The 19,279-nt window shown below is 41.4% G+C and carries 16 protein-coding genes; 1 reads left to right on the top strand and 15 read right to left on the bottom strand.

Annotated elements, in window-relative coordinates:
• Window positions 1–5: 5 nt before the first annotated feature.
• From HYD27_RS07680 to HYD27_RS07640, 9 genes are all read right to left on the bottom strand, one after another.
• Window positions 6–167, bottom strand: a complete 162-nt coding sequence (locus HYD27_RS07680; protein ID WP_219213256.1) for a DUF255 domain-containing protein — start codon at window positions 165–167, stop codon at window positions 6–8.
• Between the two features lie 99 nt (window positions 168–266).
• A complete protein-coding gene (locus HYD27_RS07675; protein WP_219213252.1) occupies window positions 267–2,399 on the bottom strand; it encodes a protein kinase domain-containing protein in 2,133 nt (710 codons plus the stop codon).
• 198 nt (window positions 2,400–2,597) lie between these two features.
• Window positions 2,598–6,785, bottom strand: a complete 4,188-nt coding sequence (locus HYD27_RS07670) for a TIGR02680 family protein (RefSeq protein WP_219213249.1) — start codon at window positions 6,783–6,785, stop codon at window positions 2,598–2,600.
• Between the two features lie 2 nt (window positions 6,786–6,787).
• Entirely contained in the window at window positions 6,788–7,981 is a 1,194-nt protein-coding gene (locus tag HYD27_RS07665; protein ID WP_219213245.1) for a TIGR02678 family protein, read from the bottom strand.
• A complete protein-coding gene (locus tag HYD27_RS07660; protein WP_219213243.1) occupies window positions 7,953–9,497 on the bottom strand; it encodes a TIGR02677 family protein in 1,545 nt (514 codons plus the stop codon). Before HYD27_RS07660 ends, HYD27_RS07665 begins: the two co-directional genes overlap by 29 nt.
• A gap of 1,005 nt (window positions 9,498–10,502) precedes the next feature.
• Window positions 10,503–10,964: a hypothetical protein gene (locus tag HYD27_RS07655; RefSeq protein ID WP_219213240.1), complete on the bottom strand. Its 462-nt coding sequence runs from the start codon at window positions 10,962–10,964 to the stop codon at window positions 10,503–10,505.
• Complete coding sequence (locus HYD27_RS07650; RefSeq protein ID WP_309242037.1) at window positions 10,925–11,353, bottom strand: recombinase family protein; 429 nt, start codon at window positions 11,351–11,353, stop codon at window positions 10,925–10,927. Before HYD27_RS07650 ends, HYD27_RS07655 begins: the two co-directional genes overlap by 40 nt.
• Window positions 11,350–12,009: a recombinase family protein gene (locus HYD27_RS07645; protein ID WP_219213234.1), complete on the bottom strand. Its 660-nt coding sequence runs from the start codon at window positions 12,007–12,009 to the stop codon at window positions 11,350–11,352. The genes HYD27_RS07650 and HYD27_RS07645 overlap by 4 nt, the downstream gene beginning before the upstream one ends.
• Before the next feature lie 110 nt (window positions 12,010–12,119).
• Complete coding sequence (locus tag HYD27_RS07640) at window positions 12,120–12,359, bottom strand: DUF6809 family protein (protein ID WP_219213494.1); 240 nt, start codon at window positions 12,357–12,359, stop codon at window positions 12,120–12,122.
• Between the two features lie 65 nt (window positions 12,360–12,424).
• Here HYD27_RS07640 and HYD27_RS07635 point away from each other — a divergent pair, with 65 nt between their 5' ends.
• The gene (locus tag HYD27_RS07635) at window positions 12,425–12,649 is read left to right on the top strand and encodes a helix-turn-helix domain-containing protein (protein ID WP_219213230.1); all 225 of its coding nucleotides are present in this window, start codon (window positions 12,425–12,427) and stop codon (window positions 12,647–12,649) included.
• A gap of 263 nt (window positions 12,650–12,912) precedes the next feature.
• Here the strand turns inward: HYD27_RS07635 and HYD27_RS07630 are convergent, their stop codons facing one another.
• From HYD27_RS07630 to proC, 6 genes are all read right to left on the bottom strand, one after another.
• Window positions 12,913–13,773, bottom strand: a complete 861-nt coding sequence (locus HYD27_RS07630) for a putative PEP-binding protein (protein ID WP_219213227.1) — start codon at window positions 13,771–13,773, stop codon at window positions 12,913–12,915.
• Between the two features lie 217 nt (window positions 13,774–13,990).
• Complete coding sequence (gene hflC, locus HYD27_RS07625) at window positions 13,991–14,857, bottom strand: protease modulator HflC (RefSeq protein ID WP_309242032.1); 867 nt, start codon at window positions 14,855–14,857, stop codon at window positions 13,991–13,993.
• Window positions 14,854–15,900, bottom strand: a complete 1,047-nt coding sequence (gene hflK / locus HYD27_RS07620; protein ID WP_219213491.1) for an FtsH protease activity modulator HflK — start codon at window positions 15,898–15,900, stop codon at window positions 14,854–14,856. The genes hflC and hflK overlap by 4 nt, the downstream gene beginning before the upstream one ends.
• Window positions 15,901–16,142: 242 nt before the next feature.
• The gene (locus HYD27_RS07615; RefSeq protein WP_219213224.1) at window positions 16,143–17,360 is read right to left on the bottom strand and encodes a glycoside hydrolase family 5 protein; all 1,218 of its coding nucleotides are present in this window, start codon (window positions 17,358–17,360) and stop codon (window positions 16,143–16,145) included.
• A gap of 327 nt (window positions 17,361–17,687) precedes the next feature.
• Complete coding sequence (locus tag HYD27_RS07610) at window positions 17,688–18,452, bottom strand: VOC family protein (RefSeq protein WP_219213220.1); 765 nt, start codon at window positions 18,450–18,452, stop codon at window positions 17,688–17,690.
• Entirely contained in the window at window positions 18,452–19,261 is an 810-nt protein-coding gene (gene proC, locus HYD27_RS07605; RefSeq protein ID WP_219213215.1) for a pyrroline-5-carboxylate reductase, read from the bottom strand. Before proC ends, HYD27_RS07610 begins: the two co-directional genes overlap by 1 nt.
• Between the last annotated feature and the right edge of the window lie 18 nt (window positions 19,262–19,279).

The raw sequence follows: 19,279 nt of genomic DNA, 5'->3' as shown, positions 1-19,279 counted from the left end.
TTTAACTAAGAATACCCAATAGATAAGAAGACAGGCTTGTTGTCGCGCTTAGCGACTTCAAAAGCCTCCTCCGACCAAGGGAACCAGTTCACCGGGTTGTAGGCGTGTTGCAGCAGGTACGGCGACTTTTCCTTAGCTAATCTATTGGGTACTTTTCGAGTTGTCATGGGGCATCACCTCTTTTCGTGTTGGATTTGGGTAAAGTATTGCTTAGGGTTAGTTTACCCAAAAAGGTGGGGGAAGGGCTCAAGTTGGAAAATATTTCACTAGTAATCATTCAATACTTCTTGTATCTCATGAGGGTGTTCAATTTCCTGCAACAAACATTTCAGCAAATCACGATATTCCGAATAATTTGTTTCAATTATAAATGCTACTTGTTGAGATATTAAAGTAAAACTATTCATTGACACTAGGATACCAACAAGTAGTGATTGCGCCGTAAGATTATTAAATTTCAATGCAATATTCATTAATATCCTTGTAACATTTATTTGTAATGCTATATTTTGTGACTCATAGTAAATACAATCTATAAGTAAAGATACTTGATCCCAGTCAACTTCATTAGTATTTGTTACATTTGATATATTTTCTTCAGTCATATGTACAAAAGGAATCATTAGCGCGTCATATTTCGCACACTCCATAAATACATTTATCGGAATTGATTTGAATGGTACTATAAACTTTTCAATAACCCTATCAGAATCCTCGATTTGAACTGAAGAAATACACTGTAAAACATAATTAACATCGGCCGAGAAATCTTTAAATTTATATGTTTCCAAACTATAAAACGGAGAATTTTCTTTTCTCATACTTTTTCTATCTATAAGATTAATGTCATCAATAAGTTCTTTAGTTGTCTGATACCGTTTAGTACGATCCTCCTCCATAGCCTTCATAATAATGAGCTGATGTGTAACCATTCGTCTGTATCGTTCTTCAGGTGACTTTCCACTTAATAAGTAATAAAGCATAGCACCCAATGAATAAATATCAGATAAATGATCAGCACTCTTCAAACTATTCAATTGTTCTGGTGCAGTGTAACCTGCTCTTCCATATCCATTAACAAATAATCCTGTTGATTTTGATAGTGAATGCTTGTCTTTTGCTAGCCCAAAATCAGCAACTTTTACTAGTATAGACCCGTCGCTTTCTTTAAATAACAAAATATTATGAGGAGCTAAATCTCGATGACTAATTTTGCGGTCATGAAGATAATCCACACCATTTAGGATATCTTTAAAGATACTTATTCTTACCTCTTCTGAGATGCAAGAATTTAATCCCAACCATTCATCTAAAGAAGCATCCGCCAAAGGCATCGTGAAAAAGACTGGCTCATTTACAAGTTGTATTTTGCTGATTTCAATTATATTTGGATGAGAAACTTTATCTTTTAGAAACTTAATTTCTCTTTTAAATCGAAGATACGGATCGTTTCCATCTGCTTCATTATTTTCAAACATATTGGATCTTTCAAAAAGAACTTTACAAGCTAATTCACTTTTTAATACGGGATCAAACACTCTATATACTTCTGCAAAAGATCCCTCGCCAATCTTTTTCAAGGGGATCAATTGATAACTGTTTTCCTCTTCATTAAGAGTAACTGAAATCCATAAACGATGCGTTTTTCTATTAGCCTCTGGACAATATATAATATTATAACCTCGTAAAATCTCTTTGATCTGCTCCTCATTTGGTTTTGAAATGAGCTCAGATTCTGATGTCAAATGATTTAATACTTGTAATGCAAGCAGCAACATTTTACCGCCATCAGATTTAGGATTCAAAGCATAAAAATTATCAGTAAGCTCATAAGCTAGCAAAGGCAAATAGATGTTACTACTTAAAGGTAAGTAATCAAACAATTTATTAATTAATTCAAGCAATTGGTTAAGGAGCTCGGGGCTCTTTTTGTACATAATATGAATAGATGGTGCATTTTTGTAAGTCTTGATAAACGAGATAAATTGATAGAATGAACTTTCCATCTGATTTTCACTCAAAAGTGTTTGAAAAAATTTCATCTTCTCTTCATTATAACGGTGCTTGTCTTCACTTTTTGAAGTTAACTCCCCCCCATAGTACATTTCCAGAAAATCATTTAGATCATATCCATCAAATAATTCTCGATATTTACTATTCCGAATTTCCTTCTCCATTTTGCCCGCAGCAATTGAGACTACCTCCTCTTTCCCATAAGTCGAACCCAAAAATCCGTTTAATACCCGTAATTCGTCAGGTGTTGGAGCTTCAAGAATAACTTTCGTACTTTTGGTAATCCTCCCGTAACTTCTGTATTTTTGACGAAAAAGTAAGAACACTCTGTTAAAACCATTGATATTTCGAAAAATCTCAACTAATTGATGTAATGATGATTCCATCTCTCCAGTTCCTCCGGTATGTTTTACTATAAGATAAGTACTTTCATCTTTTTAATCGATAATTCTTTCTTGCCGCAAGGGTGATCGTTCACGATAAGAAAACAAGACATCTTGTGGCACTATTACTCATGCATTTGTCCATTCCATGAGGAATTGCATTTGCCTACGTTACGCTGCATGTGGTGGACGCCACCTAACTCAAAACAATGTAACTGGAGAAAAAGGAGATTGAACGTCCTCACTTGTTTCATACGGCTCTTCCACACGCGTCCGCTTAATACCATTCCATGAGTATGAAGTTGAATTAACAAGGTTTGAATTCCCCATCCGATTCAGAACATAAATCGACAGATCAGGTACTTCCTCGTAACAACCCCATAAGGATTGTGAGTTTAATGTGTAATCAAAGTCGTACATTTCAATAACCTTGAATGCTTCTTTGATATTGTTATCATCTACGCCAGCAAACGCTTCGTCTAATGCAAATATACGAGGTGCTTCGCAGTGAGCATTTTGCAAACGTGCATCAACCGCTGCTAGGAGTGGCGTATACATCGCCATTGCTCGCTCACCGCCGGAGAAGGTGTTGTAATTGCTTTTCTTCATTTCTTTACGCTTTTCGCCTGTTTTTTCGTAGTAAATAATGAATTCATACCAATCTCGATAATCCAAGACCAACTTAATATCTTCCATGAAGGTTGGTGTACCGCTCAACTCAGATTTGCGTTTCGCTTCATACACCTTGGAACGAAAATGCTGAGCTATCCTTTTCCTATCGGGATCCGCAAGCCACATGGGATCCTTCTCCAAAAATCGAACTAATTCTATCGTATCGAGTTCTTGTTCACTGTCAGTCTTTTTCGGTGACCACTCGACATCAAACTTTAGTCCGCTGGAGTTCTGCGTCTTTTCCATTATTGTGTTGATACGTGTTACCCATTCCTTTGCATTTCGAATTTTGTTTTTTATCGTTTCTCCGATATGGTTAATCAGGATGTCTTCGTAAATCTCGCGGTCCTTTTCAGCCATTACCTCTGCAAGCGTTTTGTCTTGCTCGGTCAGTTTGGCTTTGGCAAACGACGGCGAAACACGCCGCGCCTGATACTCTAGTGTAATTTTTTCACGTCTAGCTATCATTTTAAGCATTTCAACTCGACTTTCGTCTTCAATAGTGATATGTGAAAAATCAACTTCGAATTCCACCGGCTCCATCATTAAGTTGTATTCCGGCAATCCCTTATCAGCATCCGAGAAGACGTTACCCAACTCGCTTTTATTTTTCGTTCTATCCTTCTTCGTGAGGAGTTGCCCGAACTTCGACATGAGACTCTCGGCAAGGGATTTCGTATCTGATTCGTTTTCAAGCCCAAACTTTTCACTGAATTCTTTTACATCTTGCAGAAAGGCAGTTTCCCAAGCCGAAACTAGCTCCTTCATAAACTGTTCTTTCTGAGCTCCAATCGGAAGGCGGTCACGAAGATTTTTTAAATCGTTTTTCAGGTCATTAAGTTGTCCGTCTAGCGCCCTTTGGTCCTTTGGCAATTGTTCCAGTTTATCGTTAATATTTTTGGCAAGCTCACGAATGTTATCCGCGCCAATGTCTTGTAATTGCTTTTCATAGTTTTCTATTCGAATGCCTATATTCTTGATTTGCCCATCTAGCGACAGAACAGCCGCCCTTGCATCATCCACACCATCAATAATAGCACCAATCTTGTCATCTTGATTCCTTAGAAGACTTTGTTTATCCCCTCGTGAACGGTAAGAACTCTTTAGATTTGATAACGCTCGCTCGAAATTGCGCAAACCATCACACGCATCATTTACGACTTGCTCGTTTTTCTCAATAGGGATGTCTTCGAACTCTACATTCAGGTTCCTGCTTTGTGTCTCCACCCTGGTGTTTAGTTCCTTGAATTTTTCATTTAACGACGCAAGCTCAGGTTCCAACAATTCCGCAATGCGTTTTGCAACGACTTCAAATTGTTGCTTGGCATCTTTTAGAGTAGGAAATTTCGGGAACGATTGGTACTCAACTTCAATTTTCCATTGTCGCGTTTTACTTTCATTAGAAAGCACTTCAAGCCTATCAATTTCAAACTTAAGAGCAGCAACTTTTTCTTTCAACGCTGCAATTATGCGGAGCCGCTCTTGTTCCCGCGCATGCTTTCCAATATATTTGGCTACACCATACTGCGAAGCCGTTCCGGCTATAAAGGAACCTTTAAATGACCCTTCAGCCGTTACAAAATGGGCGTCCTCATCGAAAACCGAAATCCCCTTCAGAACTGCTAACACATCATCTTGGCTCACATCGCCAGCAACCGAAACCGAAACATCTAGATACTTTGTTAGATTGTTTGGTGCCTGAGCCTGATGTGTACTAAGAACTGTTCCGGACAACGCTTCGTTATAGCGATTAGCGGGTACAATCAGCGAAGTTAGTATACCAGTTTCGGTCAGTACCGACTCCAAACGTGACTTCTGTTCCTCAGTAAGGTTTTTTTTGAAATCTACCACAGCGTAAAACGGTACGTATGGAATCCCCTTTTCTTTGAACTCGCGTAACTGGTTTTGCTTGGCTACCGGAAGTTCAGGTTCAATTTCATCAGTTCCCTCAAGAACAACGATTTCTTCTTTAGCAAGATCTCTTTCTTTAACCTTTGATTGCATTTGTGCTTCTAGCGATGCTTGCTCCTTAAGACACTGGGACACTTGTTCTTGGCGCTCACCAGAGATTGGTGACATCAACTGTTCTTCAGTCACATTTTCCAGATATCCATTAATCATCCGTTTCACGCTCGTACTGCTATTAACGCTGAGCACAAGAGCTGTTAATTCGTTTATCCAGTTTTCAAGCTCTATATAAGCGTTGTTTCGTTCCATATCATAGGTGTTCGCCAGAGTAGTGCGCTTTTCTCTTTCGTTTTCAAGAGCATCTTGTTTCTCTTCAATTTGTTGTCTCATACCATCCAGATCGCGCTTCTTTTGGTCCAGTTCTTTAACTTGTTTGAGCAGCCCTACAAGCCTTTGAAACCTAATTCTTATTTCAGAGTCCCAATTTGTAAAAATATAATTACCAATTCTTTCATTCCGTTTGAAATGGTCAGAGAATGCCAGATAGATGTCTTCAAATGCCGAATCCATTCCCAGCTCCTCCAAACTCTCCAACGCGACATTGAGTTCTTTCTCAATAGCCCACAATTCATTTTCAATATTACGCCGTTCATTATTAGCATCAGTTAATGATTTTTTCTTCAATTCATAGCGGTTTGTTTTGTCTGATTTTTCATGCGATATTCTGGTTAGCTCTTGTCTGGCAGATTGAAGAGTATCATCCAAATCCGCTATTTCATCATGCCCCAATTCCTGCCTTGCTTGCTTCAAACCTTCAATTTCACGTTCGATGTTTCGGATTTTTTGCTCGGTATCATCGTAGTCAACACTCTTAGTTTCAATATCTCTTTGTACCGTCTGCTGTTCCAAAGCAATGGCATTCCACGTGTTTTTGCTTTCCAAATAGTACTTAGCCTTCTCCGCAAATACATATGAAACATATTCTTCATAGCCTTTATCCAGTTTCGTTGCAAAACTAAGGTCATTTTGCGTTTTTAGGATTTCCCGCTGTGTTTGTTCTTGCGCTTCTACGGTAGTGGTTAAAGCGGACAATTCAGGGTCGGACAATGGTGGCAATGATTCGTTCAGCGTTTCCTTTAAATCGTCAGGCCCCCCGCCTTTGGTTAACTTAGGGCTCTTAAGACGCACGAGAACATCAGTAAAAAGTTTAAGTCCTGTTACATCCGGAAACTTGAATAGTTGCTTATTGATCAGTTCAGCGTATTCTTTACTATCAACGACCGTACCACTCTCACTGATTACTGCCGTTATTTCTTTTCTATCCAAAGGGATTTGCTCAGGTGAACCATCTAATACTTCTACCTTGTAGAGCGAAATCGGATTTGGTCCGCGCCCAATACGCCGAGAACGGTCATGAATTACAAACCCCCAGGCATCTTCCAACCTTCTGTTTTTTCGTTTGGAATGCAGTCCAAATCCTGTCGTGATGTACTGCTCCGTGTTCGTCAACTTATATTCAATCACAACATAACCAATGCGCTCGATGATGTCCTTGTTTAACGATTCTTCACCAAGCAAGATGTCATAAAACTTGCGGTCACTGGACTCAAATGGGTCCAATCGTTTAGGGTCTTTGTTTCCATCCAGCATAAATGTAAAAAGCGTGTTCATGGCAATAGACTTTCCCGCACCATTATGACCACGCAATAGCAGTCTTCCGTTCTTGAAGTAATATTCTTCATAATTAAAATACCAATAATTAAATAGGATGACTCGGTGAGGCTTCCAACGCCGTACATTGTTAGTCATCATCATGCTCCTTTATTTTTTTCTTCTTTAGGTTTTTCGAAGAATCTTCCAATTACATCGTATAGTTTCAAATCGCCTTCTTGCGTTGACAACGCTAACTTCCAATCAAATAGCATGTTTTTAATTATATTCTTAATTTCAGCGACACTCATGCTTTTTAGGCCCGTCGTCCATCCATGACTGTTCTCATCTATAAGCTGTCGGCACATAATATCCAAATCAATATTTGTTAAAATGACCGTCCCGTCTTTTTGTTCAAGGAGACTGTCATTATCGTCGATGATTTTAAGCCGCAACAACGTTGCAAACTGAACAACTAGATTTGATTCGGCATTACTAGCTGGAAAAAAACGCCGAAACGTGCCGACGTTCTCTTTTACTAAAAAAGCACTGCTCCCGTAGACATCTACATTCATATCGTAGTATTTTTCGGCATGTTCATTTAGGTGGCGACCGTACTGTCTTAAGTAATCAAAATCTACCGCCAATACTTCATGCCGATACAAGGCTGGCTCCAAAAACAGTTTCCGATACAGTAAATGCCTTCTTTCTACACCTAATTCCCGTTCCTGCGTTTCTTGAAGCAACACAATATCATTCAGCGTCAATTTTTCTTCAATATTAAAACTGATATTACGCATGAAATATTTTACAAGTCCGGTTGAACGCAGCAGCGCATCATTCGTTTCTCGGTCTTGGAAGTCTTCAATATTTTTATCCATTACTTCTATCAGACACCGCCGAACAGCTTCTTTCAATACACGGACAAGGGATAAACGGTTTTTATATCCTTCGTTACCCTTCCATGTTAACGCCGGTGTATTTTCACCGACTTTTTCCTTTGAACTCCTCGGGTAGTACGAAACGACCGCTTGGCAAACGTCCGACAACGCAAATTGTTTTGACGCCTTCCCATCCAAAAACGCAAGTACGCAGTAAAAAATGACGTAATCTTTGACTTCTTTGAAATCAGATATGCCTGTTGATGGTTGAGGTGTTACTTGAAACTTCTCGACTTTTGCAAAATCTGTACCAACAACCAATTTAAAACGGAAATAGTCCTTAAAGTAGTCGCGCAGGAACCCTTCATTTTGTTTGATTTCATAAAACAGCTCTGGATTTTCCTTGCGCACAACCCAAAAACTATCAAGCAATTGATGAATGCAATTAAGAAATTCCTGTGACAGCTTTTTCATGTGTTTTCACCTCCGTGAATGTCAGTTCGAAATCCGGCAAGAAGAGGATTCCATCCGAACAATGCAATTCGATGATATCGTTACTAGCCTTATGGAGTTTAAATTTCACGCCAAGTTCTGTGGTACCTTCATAGATGCCGTAACCAATTGGATTCAAAAGCGCTGCGCTTATCCAATCCAATAATGCTTTTCGAACAAACGGCTCAACTCCGATGTCCAAATCCTTTAGGACCAAGCAGGGCTGCTCCACGAGCGCTTTTAGTACACCTTCCTCGTACGTCAGCCGCTTCGCGAGCAACCGTTGCAGTTCGAGTGATTCCTGGCTCACTTTCGATACCTTCAAATTCTGTTTTATGGTTCTGTCGGACGGCGGTCGAATACGGTACGTCACATCTAGTTCATCCGGGTCAAAATCCCATACCGTTCCATCATTTCTATCCGAAGATTTCCGTGCGACTTTGAAATGCTGGATGCCTTCAAACCCGAATAAGTAAGAAAAAACTTTATGGGCTTCTTCCAAGTTGCAGGACTCATGCACCATGTCTGCAAGTCGTAAAAATTCTGTTACTCGGCTCTTTTTCACAAATTGCCGCTCCGCGTGAAAATGTGCAAGCTTAGACATTTTACTGATAGCATCCCGAGTGCGAACTTCAAGTTGAAATGCTTTGCTCGATTTGGTACCACTTGCTAGAAACCAGTTACGGATGCCTGTCCATACATCAAAAAAGGTATCGAAATAATCTTTATCCGATACAGCCGTCGTGGTCGGGATATTTTTCTTATAGCGGACGAGCTGCATTATAATGTTCTGAATTTTCTTCTCCGAAATGCGTGTAATAATATTTATAATCGCAGGCGAATTACGGTTAAGCTCAACCATAAAATCCGTTAAATAAGAACAAAACTGATTTTTAAATACGATGAAGGCATCGGTTTCCATCTTGCTGTCCAATTTATCACCGCTGATATGATTCAAATAATCCGAAGCATCATTATCAAGCTTTGTAAACCGTTCAAACAGCTCGTCCCATGCTTCATATAATTGAATAAGCGAAGTCGGATCCAAATCAGTTGGCACAGAGAATGCATTTAATTTTATAAGTGCATTATATAAGCGCTCAGTGAGATTTTTGTCCAACGAACCACCGCGTATACGATGAAGCTTTTTCTCCATAAAAATTAGCATTTTTTCAAACTCAATGGTATATTCCGTTAGAGAATACGTTTTTCGATTCTTAATAAGTTCTTCTAATGTAACAGCATCTGTATTAACTTGATTCAACACTAAGTTATTGTTTTGAACTAAAACCGATAAATCAGCATCTTGCTCTTCGAGAGTATAATCCCCAAACTCCGGGAATTGTTTAAGATGCGTGAAAATTTCTATCGGTAAAACTTCATTATTAAATATACGATGTTGCTCATACATGTATCTTAATATTGGACGATATCGGTGCGTTTTTTGTGTTGACAAATAACTTGCTTCTTTTATAGCACGCGTCAATGACAAATCCAAACGAAACACTCCTTTTCGAAGTCCTGTTTTACATAATTTGATAAAAGTAGTCTTTTTAAAAATTTGGAAATACTGATATTGGAGATCGGCCGAATCCTCTCCCTCCCATTACCTTTGCCTGACCGAGGGGTGAATGCCCCGATGCTTGAATCCGAAGTTAACTGAAGTTCAGACTTCCTGAATAACTTTCAAGAATATTCTTTTTCAATATAGATTTTAAAGTATTGGAACTATATTGTCTTTTTTAAAACTGCTTCTTCGAGCCCAAGAAATCAAAGTTGTTGCTAGATATGCCACCTACTTTACTTCATTCATATATTGCGTTATCATTGTCGTTTGGTAAATTATGTTAATTTCTATGTAAGCAATTATCATTATTCTTTAAAAAAGTAATGTTAAAACTAGGATAATTAACAGTGCTGAACTCTAGTGATTTATCCTCGTAGTCATCAAAGAAAAATATCTTAAACGTGCTCGCATCAATATACCAATCGCGTTCAATATATATCTCCATGTTACGCTGGTCTAAGAATTCCTGAAACTCATTTTCGTTTTTGACTTCATCAATTAGATTATTGAGATTTGCAAACTCTTCTCCAAAATAACCCGACCAGTAAATGGCTCCTGATAGCTAGCCAATTCTAGGGTTTCATTAAGCTTCATAATTAGCTCATCCAAATTATAATAGTCAGTTCCGTCATTCATGAGAGAAGGAAATAAGCTTTCAATAAGAAACTGTATTGTGTTATTTATTGTTCCAATAACTTCATGAAAATCAATTTCTCTATAAATACCAAAATGTGTTACTTTATTTCTGATTTGTCCTAATACATCAAGCGATAATAGATCACTTTCCTTAATATCGATAAAGCTCTTTACGCTATTTATTGCCTCTTTATATGAAGTTGTAAGTCTGATAATAGCTAATTTAGGTATATTGTACCATATTAAAAGAGGCTTCTGGAGTTTTTTCCAGAAGCCTCCAAAGACTTATCCTAATTCAAATCATCTATAACAAACCGTCAACTCCACCCGATTCCCTTCCCGATTATACACAACCCGCTCTACCAGCTTCTTCAACGCCCGATCCTTCTCTTCACTAGTCACCGCTTCACTCCACAACTCCCTAAACTGCCCAATCCGTTTAACAATCTGCTCCATCGTAGGATAATTGCTTTCATCTACTACCACCTTCCGTAAATTCTGCAATTCTTCCTCCAACTGCTGAATCTGTCTTGTCCTGACAGCCTTTCGTTCTAAAAATACTTGCTTCGTAATAATATCCTCTTCATAAGATTCATGTAGCTTAACAAAAGCCCGACTCTCTTTATGCAATTCCGCTTCTTTCATTTCAATTATAGCTTTCGTGTCGACAAACCCATTATTATGCATTTCAATATCCCTAATAATGTTCGAGTCTAATTGAATTACTCGATCATACAATGCATTAAAGAATTCCTCATCCAATGCCTTTCCTTTCTGCTTGCACTTATCCCATCTTTATAATGGTGATAGCAAAGCGTATTCCAATACTGTCCTTTACTTTTGCTGTAAGCTACTCTGAACTGCATTTTACAACCGCATTTTTCACAATATAATAATCCTGACAAAGGAAACAGATTTCTGCGTCCATTTGGATTCATTAACCGATTTTTGACCAACCGCTCTTTAATGGCATCATGCTCTTCTTGTGTTTTTAGTTTTTCATGTGCACCTATAGCTTTTATTTGTTCTTCTTTAGGTACAAATTCTACTTGTCCTCGCTTGGTTCGCGTCTTCCCATAGGTAATATAACCAAGATGAATTTCACTTAGCAATAAACGCTGTACCGTCACGTTAGACCATCCCTTGTCTATCCATTTGGTTTTATATTATAAGGAGTCGGTATTCGGTTATCTGTCAACCAAATAGCAATTTGCCCCAGATTATTTCCAATTAAATATTTTTCTACAATGGTTCGATAAATTGGACGCTTAGCTTCATCTACCAGTACCGCTCTTGTATTCTTATCATAATAGTAGGGAAATGGTGGCTTACCGTTCGTCCACATGCCTTTCTTAGCTCCTGCTTCTTTTCCTTGCTTCATTCTGCGCTTAATCGTTTTGTACTCGATTCTGGCGAAGATGGACATAAAATCAAACGATACATCGTCATTGTCCACTTCCAGATCGTATATCTTGCTTGGGGTGATGATTACCGTCTCCGAGTTCAAAAATGTATCTTTAATGAGTGCCCAATCCTTATTTTCTCCACGGCCTAGACGGTCAATATCCATGACGACCACACCATCATACAATTTGTCTTCGACATGCCGAAGTAATTTCTTCATTTCCTTCCGGGCCTCGATCTTTTCCCCTGAAGCCACCTCTTCATATAGCCTATAGGTCCAATTCCAACTTCCGACCAAGGCCAGAAGGGTATCCCTATGCTTCGAGAGAACGTCTTCAAATTCGCCATCATCCCGAGATTTCCTTAGATATATGGCTACGTGCTTAATTTCTTTATTTTCCACAGGCTTCTCTACTCCAAATGTGTTAAGATTCTGCCGCCTTCCAAGTAGAATGTTGAGCAGAAAAATAAAAACCGAAACGCATTTGCCCGCCTCGGTTCTCCTACTGGTTATTATTTTCCTTCATGCATAGATTCTTTCTCCCCAGTAAATACCTCAATCATCATTAATGCAACCGTTCTATAGCCTTGGATAAACGATAATGCTGATTGCAAAGAGTTTGTATCACTTTGTAAATCGAACAGCTTTTCGACTTGCTCAAAATCTTCTTCGGATAGATGCTCTTTGAGTATTTGCATGGATTCAGTGATTTTCTGATTAATCTTTTGGAATTCCGGATTACTAAATTTTATGCGAAAACCGCATAAATATTAATATGCAATTTTCGCATAAAGTAAGCTTGTCTTGGGTGATCACATTGTACAAAAGAATCCGCGACTTACGCGAAGACAAAGACCTGACGCAACAACAAATGGCTGAGCTTTTACATATTACACAAGCCACTTATTCCCGCTATGAGAATGGAAATTTGGATGTCCCGAGCGCCGTTTTAATTACTCTAGCCAACTTCCATAAAGTAAGCATCGACTATATTCTAGGTCAGACTGACAATTCCAAGCGTTATCCCGGCAAAAAAGAATAATGCGCAGCAAAAACAAGCTCATGTGACGAACCACATGGGCTTGTTAACCAAAAAGTTTCTCAGCTTGAAAGGTAAGTCCGGCCCAGTGACAGGAGACTACGAACAGAAAAATGCTACAGTTCGAGTCAATCCATCACCGTGCAAACTACCCTTTGGAGGCAGAAAATCATGGATGTAATCCTTGAAAACTGTGCTGGAAATGAATGTCCATCAGGAAAGCATTGTCTGCACGCATCCCATACCTAATATCAAGGGGAACTACACTATTGCCTTTCCTCAATAGCCTGCTTGGTCTTGTTTTTTATTTGTTTCAATAATTCTGTTTCGGGAAAATCCGTTTCAGGTAATGCCAATAAATCAGGTATGTCCTTGTAATGCAGGATAATATGATCTAATTCCTCGTTCTCAATTATTCTCATTAACTTATCACTAATATATCCGGCCACGTTAACCTCGATCCCGCTTTCTTTTCCGAAACAAGCGGTATCTCTGATGATTTTTAATATTGCCGGGTGGGTTGGGTCATGATATTCTGATCCTCTGAATGTTCCCAAGGTCAGCATGGTAAGATCATTGATCCCTATAGTGATATTGCTGACGTTTAATTCAGAAAATTCCTTCAGCAACAAATACACGGAAGGGATCTCTAACATAATTCCGTATTTACCTTTATAATTCAAATCATTAAGCAAACTAATGACTTCTTTTAGTTCATCTGGGTCCTTGATATAGGGAATTAAAATATTCAGATTACTGTATTTTGTTGATAAATCGCTAATTAATCTCAATTCCTCCTTAAATGTTTCCTTGAATTTCAGACCACGGCGGACACCTCTCATACCCAGAATATAGTGCTTTTCCTCAAATATTGCATCCACACCTTCCAGTACATTAATTTCCGGGGTGACAAATTCTGTGGTCCGATACCAAACTTCTTGCTTATTATATTTTTGGCAAACGCTCTCTACATAGGCGTACAAGGTATGCTTCGCATCGTGGGTCGTAATATACTTCCCGATTTTCCTCAAGATATATTCTCCACGTATCATCCCAACACCATCAAATCGTTCTTCGGGCAAATCAGGAGGCGTTTCACCATTTAACGCAATACGATACTTCATCATCCCATCAACTTTCTATTTTAATTTAAAATAGACCAGAAACTTATAAACTATATAGATTGAACTTGTGATTGTTATAGTTTAGGTTCGGTCGTGACTCCAGAGAATGTTTGGACTTCCGGCCGCTGCCCGTCTGCAGATTTCTTGATTCAATAATGCTGTCCGCGGTGGAAATTTAGTCTGCTGGTGTTTTCCAAAAATACACCCGTACCCGATAAGCCTATTGCCCCAGCAATATTTTGGCATAGGGCGAATCAATGGGCATCATGATGACCGGCTCATTCTTCAGCGTAGTCACATAACTTTCCAGCGTACGGTAGAAGCTGTAGAACTCAGGAGACTTGCCATAGGCCTGATTATAGATTTTGGCGGCTTCACCTTCGCCTTCAGCGATTATTTTCTTGGAGTCGGCTTCGGCCTGGGCCATTAGCTCTCTGGAGGTTCGGTCTGCCCTGGAGGTGATTTTCTTGGATTCCTCGTCGCCCTCGGACAGATACCGCGCGGCAATGGATTGGCGGTCCGAGATCATCCGGTTGTAGACACTTTGTTTGTTCTCTTCCGGCAGGTCGGTACGTTTGATCCGTACGTCAATCACTTCAATCCCGTAATTATCACGGGTCAAGGCGTCAATTACGTCTTTGGTTATCTCATCGTTGATATTGCCCCGTCCGGTGTCCTCACTGATAATATTCTCATAATTGACCTCCGACAGCTTGCGGCGCACCGAGTTATATACGGCTTCATCAATACGCTGAATCCCGCCGCCTACTGATTGTACGGTTCTCAGAAACTGCGAGGGGTTGGTAATTCTCCAGACGGTATAATTATCAACCACAATCGGCTTCTGGTCCTTGGTCAGAATGCTGGTCGGCGAGCTTTCGTACGTCATCTGATATTTAGGAAGCTCCGAGACATTCTCGATAAAAGGAATCTTCAGCTTCAGCCCGGGCTCCTCCACGGCACGCATCGCTTCACCGAAACGGAGGACTACCTTGTATTCGCCTTCCTTCACTATATACATAGAGCCGGAAAGCAGGATAACCAGAACTACGGATGATATCAGTGCAATAATAGTGTTTCTTTTCACTTAGCATCTCCTCCTTGCGGTGTGGCCGAAGCAGGCGGATTCACAGCTGCCGGGGCAGGCGAGCTGCCTGAAGTACTGCGCATCAGCTCATTCAGCGGCAGATAATTCACGGTATCGCTATTCGAGTTGGTAATGAAGATTTTGGCGCCAGGCATAATTGTCTCCAGCGTCTCCAGAATCAGCCGGCTTTCGGTTACGCTCTTATTATTGCTGTATTCGGCAAAAATCGCATTAAACCGGGCTACATCGCCCTGCGCGTTCAGGATCCGCGATTTCTTCTCGCCTTCGGCCCTCTCCAGCAGCGCTTGCGCTTCCCCGCGTGCTTTTGGAATGATATCATTCTCATATTTCTTGGCGTTGTTGATCTTCGTGTTCTTCTCTTCACGGGCATTGGTTACCTCGCGGAAAGCTTCCTCTACCTGGCCGCTTGGCGGCTCAATATCCTGGAATTTGATATCAATAATCTGAATGCCGGTGTTGTATTTCTTCTGCAGATCGACGAGCAGTTCTCTGACCTTATCCTGAATAACCGTCTTTCCGTCGGTAATCGCATAGTCCAGCTTCTCGGAACCAATTACTGCACGGATCGAGGAGCTTGCCGAGTTACGCAGGAATTTGTCCGGGTCGTCAATGTTATACAGATAATCGCGGATGCTGCTGATTTTCCACTGTACTACAGCATCGGCAGATACGATATTCTCATCGCCGGTAATCATCATCGCTTCATCATCAACCGCTACAGTCCCTTCAGCTTCCTGACGGTACCCGATATGTATCCGCTGGGTCAGCTCCGCCGGCACCGTAATCACCTGCTGGATGGGATACGGCCATTTGAAATGAAGGCCTGCCGAGGATTCGTTCGTATACTTGCCAAATGTAAGAATAGCCGCACGTTCCTGCTCCTGAACGGTATAGAATGAAGAAGAGCCCAGAAAAATCAGCACAACGGCGGCAGCTATCCCCATTCCAATCTTCTTGTACATTCCCGGCTTCAGCTCCGGCAGCTTGCGTCCCTGCATCGGATTGTCGCCATTTTGGTTCATGAAATTCAAGATGCATCGCTCCTCTTTGCGTATTTAAGTCTCTATAAAGGAACATATACGCAAATAAAACAAAAAAGTCGCAGCTTTTGCAACTTTGTTCAAGTTTTCTGGATTTTGCTTCATTTCCCTCTTGTATTCCTGATGAAAAGATGAAAACTCTGATATCCGTTAAAAATAGAAAAAAACGGCATAGTTGCCCACTGGCAGGCTACGCCGTTTTGATAAAAGGGTCGTTCTAAGGATTATTGTATGCCTTGCATGATTGCATCAATAATGCCTTGCTGAGTTATGGTGTTGTTCGTACGGTTGAACAGCGCAAAGCCATGCTGGCCGTTATAGCCATTATCCCAATAAACCGGCACTGCCTGGAATTGTTTCGCTGCTGCTGTTACCGCTTTGGCATACGCTGCACGATACACGTTATTGCTGGAATCATAGGCAGTTTTGTCGATGGAACCGAACTCACCGATCACTACCGGGTAGCCTTGGGTAACAAACTTATTATACATCGATTGGAGCTGCGAATTCAGGTAATCCTCTTGTCCCCAAGACGATTTTTTGGATGGGTTCGTGGCCGATGCCCCCCATTGCGTAATCGTCCCTGATTCTTCACCTGCAAAATCCCACGGCGAATAGTAGTGTGCGGAGATCATAATTCTTTTTTCCGAACTGGGGATCGTAGAGGACCGGTACGTATCGGTTGGCAGAACAAAGCCGTAATTGCCGGCAGTGTAGTCAATATTCGTATTCCAGCCCGGAATCAGCAGCCATCTTGCACTATTGTTGCCGCTGGTTTGTCTGACCGTATCCACGAAGATTTGATTGTAAGCATTAAGGTTGGCGTAGTAAGCAGAATTCGGATTACCATAAGTACCGTCAAAAACCTCGTTCATGGACTCAAAGATTAGCCGCTCGTCATAGCCCACAAACTTGTTGGCAATTTGCTGCCACACAAGCTTATATTTCTCTTTGATGACAGTCTGGTTGCCGCCATTCACCAGAAGCCACCCGCCTTGAACGGTATTGTACCCGTCCCCGTGAACGTTAATGACCACATACAGGCCTTCGTTGTAGGCATAGTCTACAACCGTTTTCACACGATCCAGCCATGCAGAATTAATCGTGTAAGAGGGAGCGCTTCCAATATAATTCAAGTAAGAAACGGGGATACGAATTGTTTTGAATCCTGCAGCTTTCACCTTTTTGATCAGTTCTTGAGTAACAACGGGATTCCCCCAAGCAGTCTCGCTCGGCGTACCATTCGAAGATGCCTCAAGCTGATTTCCTAAATTCCATCCGGCGCCCATTTCGCTGACAATTTGGGAAGCCGAGAGTGATCTGAAATCCGTTGTAATGGGGGTTGCCGCAGCTGCCCGGGCACTCCATCCGGTCAAGGCAACCGAAGCCAGCAGCAAAAGAGCTAAACTATAAACTCCATATTTTTTCATTTTGGCCAGCATGTCAAAACCTCCGTTTTTTTTGTGGTTGTGCATCTTGCAAACGTTCACAAAAAAGCAAACTCCATTGACCACACTAAGAGCCGGAATACCCCCTTTCCGAATCATCTAACTTCCGCCAAGGAAATAATCTAGTATTGTTATAAGAATAACATATTTATGGAAAATAAAGTATATTTTTTGTGAACATCATGTTAACTGATGAAGAAGCGTGCCTAAGGATATTCCGGACTTAAAGGGGAAAACAGCTATTGTAACCGGAGGTGCTTCTTTGAACACAAACATCCCGCAATCCATTCATGATTGCGGGATGTTTGTGCTTATATATCCTCAGGCAAAAACATATTCTCCTTCACCAACCCGGATCGTCTGTCCTTTTAATGCTGGTGAATCTGTTGTAAACAGAACCCGTTTGAAGCGGTTCTCATCCCCTTGCACGAAATCAAAAGATTGATCTCCAATCTTAAGGCTGAAGAGGTTGGCCGCTGGCTCAGCAACGGACAGTCCGAACAGCTCTCCCCAATGCCCGGCGGCAGCGGCAGGATCTGAGACGTGGAATACCGCGCTCACGATTTCAGCATTTCCCGCAGGATGGGGCTGAATGACGCCGGATGCCGTTAGGCGTTCCGCTCTCTCTTCATCCGTCCCGTTCCATTGAATGATAAACGGGTAGACCAGTCCCTGAAAGTCGCCGTCAATGGTCATCATCCGCCACTGTATTAGTCTGCCCCCGTTATCCAGACGGCGGCCATCGATGATAGGAGATAGTGATAACCCTGCTGCCTTCAAGGAAGCGGCGATCTCATCAATATCATCCGTCCGGATTACAACTCGGCTTAAGGCTTCATGCTCCGGAAGAACTTTAACGGCATCCCTCACGACAATATTGTGCTCCGTTGCCTTTGCCAATTCCAGATTCTCAATGCCGAGAAACTCAAGATAGGTTAGCCCAAAATAACTTAAGGCATTATGGGTTCCCCAATCCCTATGGGACCCTCCCTTAAAAGCAACCAGACCATGCTCTCCAAAGATTTCAACCGGTTGTTCCAGATTATTGACATAGTGCACTAAATGATCCCATTTCAGCGTTGCCATTATTCCTTCACTCCCAGCTCAGTAGTCCGCTTTACGGCTGCAAGGACACTTCTTTGCAGTCCGGCCGCGAAATCACTGTTGTTCAGCTCGTACAAGCCGTGAATGCCGACTCCGCCGGGCGAATTGTTAATATCAAGCAGCTGTCTTGGATGCAGACCTGTCTGCTGCAGCATCACAACCGCTCCCATAACATTCTCCAGCGCTACCTTCCATGCCTGCTCCCGCGGCAGTCCGGCGAGTACGCCGGCATCCGCAAAGGATTCAATGAAATAATAGATATAATTAGGTCCGGCCACACCGAAGCCGGTAAAAATATCTATGTATGACTCCTCCAGATATTGCACCTTGCCGAACCCGAGCAGGAACTTCTCCACTTGATCACGGGCGGCGCAGGCATTTAAGGCGACACCGCTATATCCGTAACCCGTATCGGTCAATGTATTGGGAATAACCCGGATAATAGGGCGTTCAGCGCCAAAATATTCACCTAGCTTCACAATCGTTACCCCCGCCACAATCGATACGACTGCGGCGGCAGGTGAAGCGAATTGCCCTACAATTTGTCCGAGTGCAGCCAGATCATCCTGCGGGCGGACGGCAACAACAATTAAATCTGCTGCAGACAGGTCCTGCTCCTGCGAACGGTCCGTTTTTACACTATATTTGGTATTCAACAGCTGAAGACGTGCTTCGTTAATATCCGTTACACTGATTTGATCCGCAGACAGGGTAGCATTGGCAATACATGCGCGGATCATCGCTTCCGCCATCTGTCCTCCACCAATGAAATGAATTCTTTGCTTGGTCACCTGTATTCACTTCCTTAC

Origin of the sequence: Paenibacillus sp. S150, from assembly GCF_019352175.1 — a bacterium.
Classification (GTDB): Bacteria; Bacillota; Bacilli; order Paenibacillales; family Paenibacillaceae; genus Paenibacillus_AQ.
Note: the sequence above shows the minus strand (reverse complement) of the source record. Positions and strands in the feature narration are given on the sequence as shown.

Bases quoted from the DNA above. Each gene is read 5' to 3' on its own strand.
- HYD27_RS07680 (WP_219213256.1), bottom strand. From the start codon at position 167: ATGACAACTCGAAAAGTACCCAATAGATTAGCTAAGGAAAAGTCGCCG.
- HYD27_RS07675 (WP_219213252.1), bottom strand. From the start codon at position 2,399: ATGGAATCATCATTACATCAATTAGTTGAGATTTTTCGAAATATCAAT.
- HYD27_RS07670 (WP_219213249.1), bottom strand. From the start codon at position 6,785: ATGACTAACAATGTACGGCGTTGGAAGCCTCACCGAGTCATCCTATTT.
- HYD27_RS07665 (WP_219213245.1), bottom strand. From the start codon at position 7,981: ATGAAAAAGCTGTCACAGGAATTTCTTAATTGCATTCATCAATTGCTT.
- HYD27_RS07630 (WP_219213227.1), bottom strand. From the start codon at position 13,773: ATGATGAAGTATCGTATTGCGTTAAATGGTGAAACGCCTCCTGATTTG.
- hflK (WP_219213491.1), bottom strand. From the start codon at position 15,900: ATGAACCAAAATGGCGACAATCCGATGCAGGGACGCAAGCTGCCGGAG.
- HYD27_RS07615 (WP_219213224.1), bottom strand. From the start codon at position 17,360: ATGCTGGCCAAAATGAAAAAATATGGAGTTTATAGTTTAGCTCTTTTG.
- HYD27_RS07610 (WP_219213220.1), bottom strand. From the start codon at position 18,452: ATGGCAACGCTGAAATGGGATCATTTAGTGCACTATGTCAATAATCTG.